Raw genomic sequence first — 14,373 nt, 5'->3', positions numbered from 1 at the left:
ACATGCTCCCACCGCGCTCTCGAAAGAAAGGCCGGACCCAGAAGGGTCCGGCCAAAGTGCCATTCAAGGGAGGGTTGAAGGCATCCTCGTCGGGGATGCCTGCAGAGAACGGCAATAGTGTTGCATCACAAGCGACGCGGACTCGATCATCAGGACTCGATCATCACAACTCGATTATTAGAACCAGAAGCCAAACTGGACACCGTAGGTACGCGGCGGCAGGTACTGCGAGTAGTAAAGCAGGCTGCCGTTGACCTCGCTGCTTCCCGCACTGGTCCTGATGCGATCATCGCTGACGTTCTGCACATACAGGTTGACGTACCAGCGATCACCCGGCTCGCTGTAACGCAGCGACACGTCACCGCGCACATACGCTTTCTGCTCATCGGGCGCACCCAGATTGAACCAGCTAAGCCACTGTGCACTCTGGTACTGGGCACTCAAACGTGGTGTCAGACGGCCACCGTTACCCAGGTGGAAATCATGCTCGTAAATTGTGGTCAACGAGAAATTGGGCGCGTGTGGCAAATCGTTGCCCGTGACGTTCAGGCAATTGCCGACGCCCAGAGGCGCCCCCGCCGGGCACGTCGGGAAACCTGCATAATCGTTGCTGCCCGCATACATCAGCGTACCGAGCTTCTTCTTTGGAATCGCTGAGAAGATCAGGTTGAGGCGGTCATCCTGCTGCTGCAATGCCAGTTCCGACTCGAAGCCCAACACTTCCGTGTCGCCCTGCACGTTCGAGAAGCCAAGGCCGTGGGCGCCGTTGGCGTAGGTGATTGGCGCGGACAGCTGGAAGTTCTTGAAGTCTTCGTAATAGACCGCGCTGTTCCAGGTCAGATGCCCGCCGAAGAAAGAGAACTTCGTGCCGATTTCATAGTTGGTGAGTGTCTCCGGCTTGTACAACGCGCCGCCATCCTGGGTTCCGCCGGACTTGTAGCCGGTGGAGACGCTGGCGTAAAGCAGACCATGCTCACCGACGTCAGTGTCTACACGCGCCAACCAGGTGACATCGCTCTTGCTGTACTGCGCCGTGTTGTACTGACCTGCGCTGAAGCCGTTCGCAGGACTTGGCTGGACGCCCGGCGAAATCGGTATCTGCGGCACGGTAGGATCACCATTCCAATCCCAGTTGATACCGCCGTCATTGTCCTTGTTGTCATGCGACCAGCGAGCGCCGGTCGTCAGACGCCAGTGATCGGACATATGCCAGGTGGCCTGGCCGAATATCGCTTTGGACTCCACCGTTTCCTTCGGCTGGATGAACGAACCCTGCCAATTGATGGAACCCTGGTCAGTACCATTCAAGATGGGGATGTCGAAGCGGATGTTGTTGTCTTCGTGCTCGTAGTACGCGCCGAGGATCCAGTCGATCGTTTGCGGGCCCTTCGACTTCAGATCAATTTCACTGCTGTAGCTTGTGTAGTTCGAATAGTTGGTGCGGTCTTCCTGCTGCACGCCGCCCGTGGTGAAGCTGGTGGGTACGGCTACGCCGACATCCTGGTCGAAGTCGCTGCTGCCCGAGTAACGGTTGTAGCCGGCGATATAGCTCAGCTCCATATCGCTGCTGACATCCCAGTCCATGCGACTACGCACGGTCTTCGAGGTTCGATCCAGATACGGCGCGGTGGTGATCAACGCCGACCAGAAATCCTGACCCGCGCGTGGCTGCTGCATCAGGCTCAGGCTGGGGGTGCCGCGATCGACAAAATATTCGTACGACAGATTCCACTTGAACGTGTCGGTGGGTTGCCACACTGCACTCACGCGAGCGGCGGACTGATCCTGCGCGTCGTATTTCTGACCGCCCTGAACGAACTGGTTGAGGTTGATCGGCTGGAAACTCGCCAGACTGCCGCCCGAGGCGAGATAGGTCGTCTTCTGCTGCGCCACTGACGGTAGCTCGCTGGACGGGTTCTGGTAGTCGACGTAGCCATCATGCTGCTCGTGCACCACCGCCATACGCATCGCGAAGGTGCTGCTGATAGGCAGGTTGATCGCGGCACGCGAGCCCACCTGGTTGTAGCTGCCAGCCTCGATCTGCCCATTGCCATAGAAGCCGCCGTTGATATCGGGCTTGGCGGTCTGGAAGCTGATGGCGCCAGCGGTGGAGTTGCGGCCCCACAGCGTGCCCTGTGGACCGCGCAGCGCTTCCACACCATCCATGTCAAGCAACAGACCCGACGCAGCTTCGGCACGAGCCGCATACACGCCGTCGACGAAGGTCGCGACTTCAGGGTCGGCGTATTCGGTCTTGGCGCTGTCGTTGCCGATACCGCGCATGGTCAGCGTCACCACGTCATGATCGCCCTCCGACGTACCCTGCAGGCCTGGCACCAGTTTGGTCAGATCCTGCACGGTCATCACGCGCTCCTTGTCGAGCGTGTCCGCCGTGATCGCCGTGACGGCCACCGGTGTTTTCTGCAGCGGCGTCTCGCGCTTGGTCGCAGTAACCGAAACGGTGTCCAGATTCTTGGCTTTCTTGTCAGCGGCTATGGGATTCTGGGATGCCGGGTTTGGTGGTGTCGCGTCTTGATCCGCCGCACGCAGCGCGCCCGGAGCGAGCACGAGTGCCATGGCGACATACAACAATTTGTGATGCAGATTCATTTAGCTCTCCCTCTAAATCGTTCGGATGATTGTTGTCCGCCGCACGCTCCGGCGATGACAAAGATTTCCCAGCTCCCACTGGCACGCCGTTGACCCCAAAATGACAGCGCTGTCATTGTTGGATAATAGAGCGCCCTTGCGATGAATGCTTGCCGCATGGCAACAAGTCATCAAAGCATTCAAAAACTCATGCTGCACAACCCCTCGCGCCGCTTGCCGAGCCTCCCGGCAGCTTGATAATGGTGCAAAGCAAATGGACGCCTTGGCGTCCAATCTCACGCGCGCGGGTCCGCGTGCCGCCCCGCGCTCCGTGAAACCCGCGTTCGGTCAACGTGTGGAAGAACGTGGCGCCGCCGATGGCGAGGTCGCGCTGGCGCAACGTCCCAGCCGACTTCACGAAGCCAACGACCAACGCCAGCAGCATCGCCACCGTGAACAGCAGCTCGACATTCATGGCTTGTCCCCGTGAGGCGTGCACGTCAGCGTCCGGTCCGCGACGGTGCCGAGCGACACGTCGGTGATGGCGATCTGTTCGCCTGAATGACTGGACCATTCGAATGGCTGGTCCAGCCTGCTCATGTGGGCGCCGGCGTCGCGGAAACATTTCAGCGGAATGCCCACACGCAGCCACTGCCCGTGAGGCAGCGCGGCGAGCTGTTGGCCGACCGGCACCTGGCCACTGCAGCCGACACCGCAGCGGACACCGATCGACGTGCCACCGGGCGACACGGCATCGACCCTCAACGTGGTCACCAGCAGCACATCGCCATTGGTTTCGCGCTCCACGTCGAGCGGTTCGGGCGCCACCAGCGCGACACCTGCCCCACCGCTACCGGACCAGCTCAGGTTGCGCGCGTCTTCCTGCGCCTTGTAGTCGAGCGCGCTGATGTGCAGGCTGCCGTCCGCCGTGGCGGCCGGGGCGGCGACGACATTCATGGCCGCGCCGTTCGCGCCGGTCAGGTGCAGCGCGAAACCCTGCGCCGGTTTGCCATGGGTGAAATAAACACCGGCCCGCGCGGCGCTTAGTGCGATCCCGGCATCCTCGGACAAGGGGCCAGTGTTACCGCTATCGGCATAGGTCAGGCCGAAGCCATAGGGGAACTGCGGATGCTCGCCTCGTGCAAGGGCGGCGACGGGTACCTGTACCGCGCTACGCGGCCACGCATACGCCAGCTTGCCGTGGAAGTCGTTCGCGATGCGACCATCGCGGGTACGCAGCAACACGTCGGCGATGCCCTCCCCTTCGCTGCCCGGCAGCCATGCCACCACGAAGGCGTCAGCGGCATTGATCTCGCGATTCATCCACAGCGGCCGTCCGGTCAGGAACACCGCCACCACCGGCACGCCCTGCCCGCGCAGGCGGCGCAGCAGTTCGAGGTCGTGATCGTTGCCTGGACGATATGCCAGGTTCGGCAGGTCACCCTGGAATTCGGCGTAGGAATCTTCGCCGAACACCACGATGGCGACGTCGGGCTTCTGCTTGTAGTCGCCATCCACCGACAGCTCGGCGCTGCCGCCGGCCGCCTGCACCTGCGCCTGGAGACCGGCCCAGATCGAAGTGGCCCCCGGGAAATTCGCATTGGTCAGACCGGTGCCCTGCCAGGTCAGCGTCCAGCCGCCGTTCTGCTTGGAGATGTTGTCGGCGCCATCGCCGGCGACCAGGATGTGCTTGCGCGGATCGATCGGCAGCACGCTGTGGTTGTTCTTTAGCAGCACTAGCGACTCGCGTACCGCCCGACGCGCTAGCGCGCGATGCGCGAGACTCCCGATCACTTGCGCCGACCGGACCACGAGCGGGTTGGCCGACGGCAACCCGGCCTCAAACATGCCCAGGCGCATCTTCACCCGCAAGATGCGAGTCACTGCATCGTCAACGCGGCTCATCGGGATCACCCCAGCCTTCACCTCGGCCAGAGTGTTCTTGTAGAGACCCTTCCAGGAATCGGGTGCCTCCAGCATATCCAGTCCGGCGTTATACGCCGCAGGGCAATCTTCGTTGGTACAGCCGGGCACTTGGCCATGCGCGTTCCAGTCGCCCAACACGATCCCGTCGAAGCCCATGCGTCCCTTTAGCACGTCGGTGATCAGCGCCTTGTTGCCTGCCATCTTCACCCCGTTCCAGCTGGAGAACGAGACCATCACCACCTGCACACCGGCCTTGATTGCTGGCGGATAGCCGGCCGCGTGTACGTCACGCAATACCGCCTCGCTGATCTGGGCGTCGCCTTGGTCCTTGCCGTCGCGGGTACCGCCGTCGCCGACGAAATGCTTGGCGGTGGCGATCACGTGCTCCGCATCCAGGAACTGCGGGGTACCCAGCTTGCCTTCCAGTCCACCGATCATGGCGGCGGCGTATTGCGCCACCAGCGCGGGATTCTGCGAATAACCTTCGTAGGATCGGCCCCAGCGCACGTCTTGCGGCACCGTGAGCGTGGGCGCGAAAGTCCAGTTGATGCCGCTGGCACGCAGTTCCCGCGCGGTGACTTCGCCGATGTCGTGGATCAGTTGCGGATCGCGCGTGGCGCCCAGCGCAGAGTTCTGCGGAAAAAGCGTGCTGCCGACAAGGTTGTTGTGGCCATGCACGGCGTCGATGCCAAACAGCACCGGGATCGCCTGCCCTCCTGCGGAGGTATCCATCGACGCGCGGTAAAACGCGTCGGACAGCGCCTGCCAATGCGATGCAGTGGGGTACGGCTGTCCCGGCGGCTTGGAGTTGCCACCGGCCAGTATCGAGCCCAGGCGGTACTCGCGCACATCGTCCGGCGTCACGTATTTGATGTCAGCCTGGACCATCTGTCCGACCTTGTCTGCCACCGACATCTTCGCCAGCAATGCCTGGATTCGTGACTCGATCAGTGGATCAGTCGGCAACGGCGAGCTGCCTTTCGGCCAAAGTTCGGGGTGGACGGTGGTCGCGTCGCCGGCCATGGCGGGAACGGTCATGAGCAATACGCCAGCGAGTGATACGGACATGGAAACCCGTCGCAGGAACGGGCTCGATGGGGGCAGCAATGGCACGTCATGGCTCCAGGCTGGCGCACCGGAGGTACGCGTCTGGGTCGCACAATGACAGGAATGACAGCGCTGTCAATTTGCTATGCAGCATGACTCCCGCGCCACCCGGCGGAGCGAAACGACCTCAGGGTACGGCGGCAGTAGAGCCGCGGATCTGCAGGGAGAACGGCACCTGCACCAGGTGGCCGGCGCCGTGACCGCGCAACACGCCTAGCAATTGCTCGGCTGCGATCTTGCCCATCTCACGGCTCGGTTGCTGGACCGTAGTGAGTGCTGGCCACAGCTGGCGCGATAGCGGCGTATCGTCGAAGCCGCAGACCGACAGGTCGTGCGGCACCTTCAAACCGTACTCGCCCGCCGCCCACATCACACCGGTGGCCATGTCATCGTTGGCAGCGAACACCGCCGTCGGCCGCTCGGCCAGTGAAAACAGCTGCCGCGCAGCCGCCACGCCAGAGCCGAAGGTGAAGGCGCCCTGCACTACCAGAGCCGGATCCTCGGGTAGACCTGCGGCGGCCATCGCCTCGCGATAGCCGGCCAGTCGCCACCGGCTGGCACCGTGGTCGGCGATACCGATCACGTGAGCGATCCGCCGGTGGCCCAGCTCCAGCAGGTGCTCCACGATTGCCCGCGAGGCCCGTTGCTCGTCCATCGTCACGCCGATGATTTTGCCGCGCCGCAGTGGCGACACACTGGCATAGGGCACGTTGCGCTCACGCAGACGTTTCAGCAGCGGTGCATAGTCGGTGATCGGCGGCGTCAGCACGACGCCGTCGGGGTGGTGGTCGGATATCAGCGCATCGAAGCGACGGATGAAATCACCTCCGCTCATGCGCAGCGGGCGCACCATCATGCTGTAGCGATGCGCGTCGCAGGCCTCGAGCACACCATCCTGGATCTCGGCCAGATAGGTCGAGGCCGGGTTGTCGTTGTTGTCGTACAACATAGCCACCAGGAACGAGCGATTGCCCGCCAGACTGCGCGCCGACGGATGCGGGCGATAGTCCATCGCCTCCATGGCCGCGCGCACGCGCTGACGCGTGGCATCCGTCACGTTCGCCTCGTCATTGAGCACGCGCGATACCGTCTTGGGCGATACGCTCGCTGCGCGCGCCACATCTTCGAGGCGTACCCGCATGGATTCTCCGCTGTCGTCACACTGTTGATCGACTATGCCGCCAGAGCCCTCCGCTTTACAAGGACGATCGGCGTTGCGGCCGGCGTGCCGGCGGTAGCCATGAATATGTACGTGGCGCTGGTTGCTGCACCGCGACGCTGCCTGCCATGCAAGGATGTCGCCGGCAAAAAGCTGCGCCGATGCTGCGCCCGCAACATGCGGGATGCGCCACGCCATGACATAACTGTTGCCGCAGAGGAGGTGTTAATGACCCGGATCAACCATAGCGAAGACCCCACGGTGCGCACGTGCTGAGCACGCCGCCAGCGAACGCGACCGCGCCGCACGACATTACCTGCCATAAGGGTAGGCACCCATGAGGCCGAAACCCGCACTGTCGTTCTGGCAGATCTGGAACATGTGCTTCGGCTTTCTCGGCCTCCAGTTCGGGCTTGCGCTGCAGAACGCGAACGTCAGTCGGATCCTCCAGACGCTGGGCGCGAACGTCAACGACATCCCTGCCCTATGGATCGCTGCGCCACTGACCGGGCTGATCGTGCAACCGATCATCGGTCATTACTCCGACCGCACCTGGAACCGCCTGGGCCGACGCCGGCCGTACTTCCTGGTCGGCGCGGTGTTCGCTTCGCTGGCGCTGCTGTGGATGCCGAACGCGCCGATGCTATGGGTGGCCGCCGGCCTGCTGTGGATCCTGGATGCGTCGATCAATGTATCGATGGAACCGTTCCGCGCCTTCGCCGGCGATCAACTGCCCACGCAACAGCGACCCGCCGGTTATGCGATGCAGAGTTTTTTCATCGGCGCCGGCGCGCTGATCGCCTCCATGCTGCCCTGGATCCTGGCGCAGTTCGGTGTGACCAACGTGGCGCCGGACGGCGGCATCCCCGATACAGTGAAGTACGCGTTCTACAGTGGCGGGGCGGTACTGCTGGGCGCGGTGCTCTGGACCATCCTGACCACGCGCGAATATCCACCTGCGCAGTTGCAATCGTTTACCGACAACGTGGCGGATGAGCCCGCAGTGGATGCATCGCGCGCCTGGCGACCGGGCGTGATGCTGCTGCTGGTCGGTATCGCGGTACTGTTCGCGATCAGGCATTTCGTGCTGGAGAAAGAGGTCTACCTGCTGGCCGGCGGCCTGATCGTGTTCGGCCTGCTGTTCGCATGGCTGAGCCGCACCCGTAGCCATGGGATGCTGCGCGAGGTGATGGGCGACCTCTACGGCATGCCCAACTCGATGCGGCGACTGGCCTGGGTGCAGCTCTTCTCCTGGTTCGCGCTGTTCGCGATGTGGATCTACACCACCGCCGCCGTGACGCAGACGATCTACGCCACCACCGATACCGGCTCGTCCGCCTACAACGAGGGTGCCAACTGGGTCGGCGTGCTGTTTGCCGCATACAACGGTTTTGGAGCATTGGCCGCGGTGGTTATCCCGCTGATGGTGCACCGATGGGGCCTGCGCATCAGCCACGTGGTGAACCTGTGCCTTGGGGGTGGCTGCCTGCTGTCGTTCCTGTACATCCGCAATCCGCACTGGCTGCTCGCCTCGATGGTCGGCGTCGGCTTTGCCTGGGCCTCGATTCTGTCACTGCCCTATGCGCTGCTGTCCGACAACCTGCCCACGGCGAAGATGGGCGTCTACATGGGCATCTTCAATTTCTTCATCGTGATCCCCCAACTGCTCGCCGCCAGCGTGCTCGGTCTACTGCTGCGGCTGTGCTTCCACAACCAGCCCATCTGGGCCCTGGGCATGGGCGGCGCCAGCCTGCTCATCGCAGGTCTGTGCACGCTGCGCGTACCCGAGCCTGAGGGCTACGCCTGACCAGACACGCTTGCGGAAGCGGCTCGGCGCCATGTTCCACCCGTAGCGGTACGGGCATGGCTTCGCTGTTATCCGTCCTCTCGCAGCCTGACGACATTGAGTGACATAATTGACAACGGGCGCCGAGACAAAAGGAGCCAATGTGCCGTGACAGAGTTCCCTGCATATCAACTGGACACCCCGATCGAGACCAACCTCACCGGTTTCGATCTCATCAATACGTCGATGCTGAATAAGGGGACTGCCTTCACCGACGACGAACGCGATCGCTTTCGTCTTCACGGGTTACTGCCTCCTCATATCGGCACGCTCGATGTGCAAGTGGCGCGTCGCTTGAAAGTCTTGCGTGCGTTCAATACGGATTTCGAACGTTATGCCTTTCTGCGCGACTTGCAGGACACCAACGAAACCCTCTTTTACGCGCTGTTGGTGCGCAACCTCGCTGAACTATTGCCCCTGGTGTACACGCCAACGGTAGGCGAAGGCTGCCAGCGCTTCAGCGAGATCTGGCGTAAACCGCGGGGCTTGTTCCTGAGCTATCCGAACAGGCAGCGCATCCGCGAGATTTTGGCTGATCCACGTTTTGACCGGGTTCGCGTGATTGTGGTGAGCGATGGTGAGCGAATACTGGGACTGGGCGATCAAGGCGCTGGCGGCATGGGCATTCCGATCGGCAAGCTATCGCTTTACACCGGTTGCGCAGGCATTCACCCCGAGCTGACCTTGCCCATCCTGCTCGATGTCGGCACCAACAATCAGGAGCGCCTTGCCGACCCGATTTATATTGGTTGGCAGCATGAACGCGTGACCGGACAGGACTACGACGACTTCGTCGAGGAATTCATTAGTGCCGTGACCGAACGCTGGCCGAACGTTCTTCTCCAATGGGAGGATTTCGCGGGCTCCAATGCCAGCCGCATGTTGGGGCGCTATCGGGACCGGTTGTGCACGTTCAACGACGATATCCAGGGCACCGCCGCGGTTGCCACGGCCAGCCTCTTGGCGGCCATCAACGTGACCGGAGTGAAATTGACCGATCAGCGTATCGCCATTCTCGGTGCGGGTTCGGCAGGCTGTGGCATCGCGTCATTGTTGCTGCAAGCCATGCTCGATGCGGGTGCCAGCGAAGCGCAAGCACGTCAGTGCTTCTTCCTGGTTGACCGCAACGGTTTGCTCGTCGAAGGCATGCCGGACATCACGACCGCGCAAGCGCCCTTTTTACAGAGGCGCGAGGCGGTTACTCCATGGGTGCTGGAAAGCCCGAGCGAGATATCGCTGCTCGATATCATGCGTAATGCCAAACCGACCGTCTTGGTGGGTGTGTCTGGGCAGCGCGGTGCATTCACCGAAACAGTCATTCGCACGATGGCGGAGCATGCCGAGCGCCCGGTCATTTTTCCGCTATCCAATCCCACCTCTCGCTCCGAAGCGACACCGGAGCATTTGCTCGCCTGGACAAATGGCCGCGCACTGATCGGCACGGGCAGTCCATTCGAACCGGTGGCATGGGACGGGAAGATGATTCCGATAAACCAGACCAATAACTCCTACATATTCCCAGGTGTTGGCCTGGGTGTACTCGCCGCGGGTGCGCGCCGGGTCACTGATGCGATGTTCATGGTCGCGGGCAAGGCCGTCGCAGCGATGTCGCCCACCGTAAATGACAAAAACGGCCGACTTTTACCTCCTGTAGCTCAGCTGCGTGAGGTATCCATCGCCGTCGCCAAGGTTGTCGCTCGCCAGGCCCAGGCCGACGGAGTGGCCGACCCTTGCGATGAAGCAACCTTATCGGAGCGCATCAGAGCCCTCTTCTGGGAGCCCCACTATCAGCCCTATAAAATCAGGGAAAAAACGTAACCACACGGGAGCAAATACAACCAGTCTCGGCGGAGCTTCCGTTGACCCTCGGGGAACGTGCAGGTCTTGATCTTGGCGGCTACCGAGAAACCTGGTGAGCTTCGTAGTTCTCAAAACACTGCAGTGATCGACGCCCTTCAGGGCCTAGATCCTGGCGAGCCAACTCTCCAATTCATGAAAGCTACATCCCGCGCCAAGCATCGCCGGGGCCATCGAAGTACGTGGTTCGGTCGGCGCAAAGACCGGCATCGGCGTACAAACGACCCCCCAGATCTCTTTGAACGGTGAGAAGTCGAAGTTATCTCCGAGGGGATGGCTCCGAAAGGACGCGACTTTCTGATCCCATTCTGCAATTGCACGCGACAACAAGTCCGCGCGGTTTCGGACAACCGCATGGTCGTCCGTATCGTATTGAGGCGAGTACAGGGTGCTCTTGCATGACACCAGCAGCAGGCTCGTGCCGCGGACCCCCAATGCGTCGATGTCGGTTACGGCTTTCCCTGCCCTGCGCAACGGTCGCCCCCGAAGATCCCGTAACGGTGTGTCCGGTCTCCAGGACGAGTTATCGATCGCCGACTGAACGCGCCACTCGAACTGCGTTGCACGCGCGTTCGCAGCAGCCCCCCGCTGCGCCGTTTCGCTTATAAGCGCGTTCAGACGCATCGTCGCGAAGTACAGGTCAAGCACAGCTGCCTCGCCATCGATGCGCAAAACGGGCCCAGGGACTAGAGGCCAAGCTGTTCCGTCCATAGTCTGCAACGCGCGAGTCCAGTCGTCTGGCGACGTTATGCCTGAGGAATTAGCGAGCTTCTGGAAGATGGGAGGCAGGCGGGTAAATGCGTCGGCCAGGGTCTGAAAGAGCCGCTCACGCCCCCAAAGCAAATAGCCGCGCTGAAGTACCCCGCTGAGCATACCGTGCTGCAAAACGATGTCGTGGAAGGCCGCCAACAAGCAGACGAGGGCCGCGGTATTCGTCGCGGCAGGCGTCGGGCTTGATGGTTCCTCCTGGAGAAGCAGTTCAAGCAACGAGTCCAGATCGACGGTATGGGGAATATATCGCGCCGAGACCTGCGCCCCCTGGATGGGCACCCCAGGCAGATCAGGTATCGGTATCAAGGTGGGATCAATTTGGAGAACTCCGGTAATTGAGCTTTCGCGAGCCCCGACTTCAGGAAGCAAAATGGTTCCGGAGTGCGACAGAAAAGAGGTCTCAGTGGCCACGCGCTCGTCGTAGCGTTCGGCCGCGATTCGAAGAGCTTCTGATGGTTCGGGCCGAATGGGACCGCGACGTTGGAACCGAATCGGAGCCCCCTTGCTGGCCCATCGGTAAGTTTGGTGCAGATGTGAGAGAAACCGGACGCCCGCGCAAAAGCGCCACACCCGCTCCCCGTCGGAGTCGCTGAGGGGATAGGTGAGCTGACGCTCCTGAAAACGGAAGCGTCCCCGTACCGGCGACGCACCGGTGAGCACGGCGGCCAACGCCGAGTCATAGGCCAGGGTTGTCGGCAGTGCGCCCTCGAACACGGCGGGCTGGATTCGGCGCAACAGCCACAGCCAATGCACAGGTGCGTAGGTTCCCGCCCACCTATGAAGCGTGCCTTCGACAAAGCCAATCAAATCGGTCAACACGCCGGCGGCTTCGGCGCCCTGCAACACAATGCTTGCAGTTCCCGTGCGCAGTTTTACGCGCTGATCAACGAGTGCCTGGAGATCGGTGGCCGCCCGGCTGGCCGCGCGCCGGAGCATTCGCTTCTCCAGAAGCGCCGCCAATGCCTCTTCGGACGCGTCGACGATCAACGGCATGAAAGTCTCCCCTCCCCCGGCGTGGCCAGCCAAGCTCGGCAGGCGTGTTGGATGGTTTCTTAAATCTATCGCTGAATGTTCGGACAGCAAAGTGGCCGGGTACAACGATTACCCATTGCTGACGCGGCACGCTCGCAGGCAGAGATGACGATCTGGTTTTTACTCTGCACGTCCGGCAAACGCTCTAAACCGTCTGTTCTTACGCTGGAATCGGATTCGTGTCAGCTGGCGTCGCAGCAGGACGCGGATTTTCCATTTGGCGCATACTCACAGGTCAATCAAACCGGCCCAGCCCATCAAACAGTCCATACCTTCCCAGCTCACCGTCGGCCAGATCTACCCTGCTGTGCTGACTTCGCTGACACCCGCCGGCAGCGGATGGCATGCCCTGCTCGAATGCGGTGTCAATGCCATTGTCCCTCGCCCTTATGGTTCAAATGGACCTATTCAGGGCGACGCGGTGATTGTGCGACTGCTCGGGATCAATCAGGCGACCGGGGCTGTGGTCGGCACGCTGGTGCAGGGCAAAACCATCAGCAGTATTCGATAACTGCTGGAGGCGCGGCCGTTTGCTCAGGAAGCAGCGCTTTAGTTCGTCGCTGGAAAACCCCCTGCCGCGATCACCAACCGCGGTCACCAACATTGCGCACAGTGGGAGCTGAGGGACCGGCTGGCGCGGCTCACCGACGGTCACAAAGCTCTTCAACCCCGCCGGGCGGCCAAAAATCGGCTGTTGCGCAGCAGTCCCGCCGAGACCAGCGACACCAGCACGCCGACCGGGAAGATCTCCACGAACGTCATCGGCAGACGGTACATCGGGTTCGCGTACTGGACCTTGAACGTCTCCATGTCAGCGCTCAGCTTCGCTAGTGTCTCGGCGCTCGCACCCTTCGCTTTCTCGCTCGCGATGATCGCGTGCGCATAGGAGCTGGCGAAATCCATGTGCGTCATCGCCTGCACCGCTTCCCACGCGGCCACGTAGAAGATCCCTGCGATGAAGCTGACTCCCACACCGACCCCGAGCGCCGGCCAGAAGCCGATCACCCCGCCCCGATCCACGTCCCGGTGCCGTTTGATCCCCACGAACACCGCGCTCAATGCGATCAGCATCGTCGTATAGCCGATCACCATGCCGTATTTCAGCGGCGGCATTCCGGAGAACGCGACAAAGGTGAGGAGCTCGAATCCGCCGACGACCAAGCCGGCGATCACGCCGTATTTCAGGATGGTCCGCAACATGGTGTTACCCCTTAGTGATGGATGGAGCCGCCATTGACCGCCATCCGACGCTGCCTGGCAATCGTACAAATGGATGATTTGGGCATATTCATCCGGAATAATCCCGCATCAGGGCACGATTCCCAGCTCGCGCGCCCGGCGGATCGCCTCGGTGCGCCGCTTCGCGCCCAGCTTCTCGAACAGCCGCGCCACGTGCGTCTTGACCGTGTTCGGCGAAATGTGGAGGTGCGCCGCGATTTCCTTGTTGGAGTGGCCGGCTGCCAGTTCCTGCAGCACCTCCAGCTCACGCCCGCTCAGGCCCAGCGCCGCCTGCGCTTTGGGGTTGCCGTCGAAGGCGGGCGGCACCGGTGTGGCGAAGACCCGCACGCCCAGGACGATGCCAAGTACCAGGAAGGCGGCCGCGACCAGGAACGCGTAGATGTCGCCCGAATGCATCCGCGCCATGCGCTGGTAGTCGAGCCACTGCAAAGCGAGCGTTCCCGTCGCCAGCAGCGCCCCGTAGCCGACCGCCCGCTTCCACATCACCGCCTCCACTCACCCCTGTACCAGGTCATCTTAGCGCCCGGGCGGCACGAATAAGACCGCTCGATGCGACACCGGGCGGCCCCGGTGCAGCTCAGAATTTTGACAATTTGCTGCAGATGCCGCCCTGTCGCGGGCCCTTTTGACAATGGAGGGTGACACGGGAAACAGCAGGCGACAGGCACGCACGGATATCCGAATCCGCTTGGGAGCGCGTGCGCTTGGTGCCTTACTGGACCAGTCGGACCAGCGGGCTACTGCGTTCCCTTCAAAGCGAAATCAGCCTCGCCTCTCATGCGTATGAGCGGTCGGATGGTTCGGGCTACTACCGGGGACTGACCGCGGACGAGATCCCTCTCGCGGC

10 protein-coding genes are annotated in these 14,373 nt (G+C 62.1%); 3 read left to right on the top strand and 7 right to left on the bottom strand.

Features of this window, described 5'->3' with window-relative positions:
- Positions 1–177: 177 nt before the first annotated feature.
- From HDE77_RS11135 to HDE77_RS11120, 4 genes are all read right to left on the bottom strand, one after another.
- The gene (locus HDE77_RS11135) at positions 178–2,610 is read right to left on the bottom strand and encodes a TonB-dependent receptor (RefSeq protein WP_184417393.1); all 2,433 of its coding nucleotides are present in this window, start codon (positions 2,608–2,610) and stop codon (positions 178–180) included.
- A 187-nt stretch (positions 2,611–2,797) separates the two neighbouring features.
- Positions 2,798–3,064, bottom strand: coding sequence for a hypothetical protein (locus tag HDE77_RS11130; protein WP_184417392.1), 267 nt, complete (start codon positions 3,062–3,064; stop codon positions 2,798–2,800).
- The gene (locus HDE77_RS11125; protein WP_184417391.1) at positions 3,061–5,583 is read right to left on the bottom strand and encodes a glycoside hydrolase family 3 protein; all 2,523 of its coding nucleotides are present in this window, start codon (positions 5,581–5,583) and stop codon (positions 3,061–3,063) included. Before HDE77_RS11125 ends, HDE77_RS11130 begins: the two co-directional genes overlap by 4 nt.
- A gap of 166 nt (positions 5,584–5,749) precedes the next feature.
- Entirely contained in the window at positions 5,750–6,763 is a 1,014-nt protein-coding gene (locus HDE77_RS11120; protein WP_184417390.1) for a LacI family DNA-binding transcriptional regulator, read from the bottom strand.
- 355 nt (positions 6,764–7,118) lie between these two features.
- Between HDE77_RS11120 and HDE77_RS11115 the strand changes: the two genes are divergently transcribed.
- Together HDE77_RS11115 and HDE77_RS11110 are read left to right on the top strand one after the other, a co-directional pair.
- Positions 7,119–8,588, top strand: a complete 1,470-nt coding sequence (locus HDE77_RS11115; RefSeq protein ID WP_184417389.1) for an MFS transporter — start codon at positions 7,119–7,121, stop codon at positions 8,586–8,588.
- A gap of 147 nt (positions 8,589–8,735) precedes the next feature.
- On the top strand, positions 8,736–10,445 hold the full coding sequence (locus HDE77_RS11110; RefSeq protein ID WP_184417388.1) for an NAD-dependent malic enzyme: 1,710 nt from the start codon (positions 8,736–8,738) through the stop codon (positions 10,443–10,445).
- A gap of 144 nt (positions 10,446–10,589) precedes the next feature.
- On the opposite strand, the gene HDE77_RS11105 is transcribed toward HDE77_RS11110, so the two are convergent.
- Positions 10,590–12,248: a hypothetical protein gene (locus tag HDE77_RS11105; protein WP_184417387.1), complete on the bottom strand. Its 1,659-nt coding sequence runs from the start codon at positions 12,246–12,248 to the stop codon at positions 10,590–10,592.
- Between the two features lie 256 nt (positions 12,249–12,504).
- Here HDE77_RS11105 and HDE77_RS11100 point away from each other — a divergent pair, with 256 nt between their 5' ends.
- Positions 12,505–12,798: a hypothetical protein gene (locus HDE77_RS11100; RefSeq protein ID WP_184417386.1), complete on the top strand. Its 294-nt coding sequence runs from the start codon at positions 12,505–12,507 to the stop codon at positions 12,796–12,798.
- Positions 12,799–12,950: 152 nt separating this feature from the next.
- Here HDE77_RS11100 and HDE77_RS11095 read toward each other — a convergent pair whose 3' ends face one another.
- Positions 12,951–13,487, bottom strand: a complete 537-nt coding sequence (locus HDE77_RS11095) for a DUF4199 domain-containing protein (RefSeq protein WP_184417385.1) — start codon at positions 13,485–13,487, stop codon at positions 12,951–12,953.
- A 108-nt stretch (positions 13,488–13,595) separates the two neighbouring features.
- Positions 13,596–14,009 (bottom strand): response regulator transcription factor, encoded by a 414-nt coding sequence (locus HDE77_RS20675; RefSeq protein ID WP_184417384.1) that lies wholly within the window; start codon positions 14,007–14,009, stop codon positions 13,596–13,598.
- Positions 14,010–14,373 lie beyond the last annotated feature (364 nt).

The sequence above is a fragment of the Rhodanobacter sp. MP7CTX1 genome (assembly GCF_014205795.1).
Taxonomy (GTDB): domain Bacteria; phylum Pseudomonadota; class Gammaproteobacteria; order Xanthomonadales; family Rhodanobacteraceae; genus Rhodanobacter.
Note: the sequence above shows the minus strand (reverse complement) of the source record. Positions and strands in the feature narration are given on the sequence as shown.